General features: G+C 60.0%; 1 protein-coding gene. It reads left to right on the forward strand.

The genetic code is table 11. The annotated features are described in order from the left end of the window. Positions 1–46: 46 nt before the first annotated feature. Positions 47–320 (forward strand): hypothetical protein (locus QWI17_RS00855; protein WP_302720596.1); only part of this gene is annotated, 274 nt, incomplete at its 3' end.

Here is a 320-nt window from a genome sequence, read left to right on the forward strand (position 1 = left end):
CTCTGGCTCAACCACCGTAACCCCTAATGGCTCATAAGGAGGCCACATGCGTGGACAAGTGAACTATGACCCTGGCGTCCAGGGCATGGAGCAAGTAAACCCAATCGCCTTCCAGCCAGTCCGGGCACACCTGGACGATACGGCTGGATTGAAGGCCAACCAACTGGCCCAGGCGCTTGGCTCCTCAGCGATCCCCCAGGCGCTCCAACAGTTCGGCTCCGCTGAGGATCAGCAGGAGCGGCAGAAGGCTCAAGACACAGCGGACTCCATGACCGTAGGTGAGCTGGGCCAGAAGATCAAAGACGGCTCTATCCTGGCCT

The sequence above is a fragment of the Gilvimarinus gilvus genome (genome assembly GCF_030518155.1).
GTDB lineage: Bacteria > Pseudomonadota > Gammaproteobacteria > Pseudomonadales > Cellvibrionaceae > Gilvimarinus > Gilvimarinus gilvus.